The sequence below is a fragment of the Pseudomonas putida genome (genome assembly GCF_028682635.1).
GTDB lineage: Bacteria > Pseudomonadota > Gammaproteobacteria > Pseudomonadales > Pseudomonadaceae > Aquipseudomonas > Aquipseudomonas putida_AE.
Genome location: NZ_JANHLK010000120.1, coordinates 1 through 291, shown reverse-complemented (window position 1 = coordinate 291; position 291 = coordinate 1). Strand labels below are relative to the sequence as shown.

The window sequence follows — 291 nt, the reverse complement described above, 5'->3', positions numbered from 1 at the left end:
CCAGCTCCTACAGGTTTATTGGGTGTTCCCGGGATTTGTGTCTGATGGTGATCACCTTGTAGGAGCTGGCTTGCCAGCGAAGGCGGTTTGTCAGGCGAGGAAGATGTTGGATGTGCTGACGTCATCGCTGGCAAGCCAGCTCCTACAGGTTTATTGGGTGTTCCCGGGATTTGTGTCTGGAGGTGATCACCTTGTAGGAGCTGGCTTGCCAGCGAAGGCGGTTTTTCAGGCGAGGAAGATGTTGGATGTGCTGACGTCATCGCTGGCAAGCCAGCTTCTACAGGTTTATTG

The 291-nt window shown here is 54.0% G+C and carries 1 protein-coding gene; it reads left to right on the top strand.

Annotation, left to right across the window (positions count from 1 at the left end; all coding sequences use genetic code 11):
- Positions 1 to 103 precede the first annotated feature (103 nt).
- Positions 104 to 291 (top strand): hypothetical protein (locus tag NPS56_RS31115; RefSeq protein ID WP_274078188.1); only part of this gene is annotated, 188 nt, incomplete at its 3' end.